We start from the raw sequence: 472 nt of genomic DNA, 5'->3' as shown, positions 1-472 counted from the left end.
CGCGGCCCACGCGTGGAGCGCCGGCACGTCCGCGCCCAGCGCGGCCCGCCACCGGTCCACCTGACCGTCCTCGCGGAACTCGGCCCGCTCGTACGCGGCGTGCTCGCGGCACAGCTCCAGCAGCTCGTCGAGCCGGTCCGTCGGCAGCGGCACGACCGCGAGCGCGCCGCTCACACCCACCCCTCGAACGTCGTCGCGAGGTAGTCGTCGAGCGTCTCGCGGTCCAGCCGGCCCCGCAGCATCACGGTCGTGACCCAGGCGTCCCGCTCGAACGCGACGACCTCGATCTCCCACACGCCGGGCTGCGGGTCCTTGTAGGACCGCGTGTCCGGGCGGCAGGTGTTGGCCGGGTTCTCGTAGTTCGGGTAGCAGTTGACCGTGGAGGTCGGGTCGACCGGCGTCCCGTACGGGTGCAGGGCGATGAACCGGGTCTGGCTGCCCGAGCGGCGCGCGCTGAGCGCGACCTCGCCGG

1 pseudogene is annotated in these 472 nt (G+C 74.2%); it reads right to left on the bottom strand.

Annotated features, from left to right (window positions below):
- Nucleotides 1–278: 278 nt before the first annotated feature.
- Nucleotides 279–472, bottom strand: a pseudogene (locus G3I71_RS47070) (hypothetical protein); the annotation flags it as partial.

It is taken from the genome of Streptomyces sp. SID12501 (genome assembly GCF_010550245.1).
GTDB lineage: Bacteria > Actinomycetota > Actinomycetes > Streptomycetales > Streptomycetaceae > Streptomyces.
Note: the sequence above shows the minus strand (reverse complement) of the source record. Positions and strands in the feature narration are given on the sequence as shown.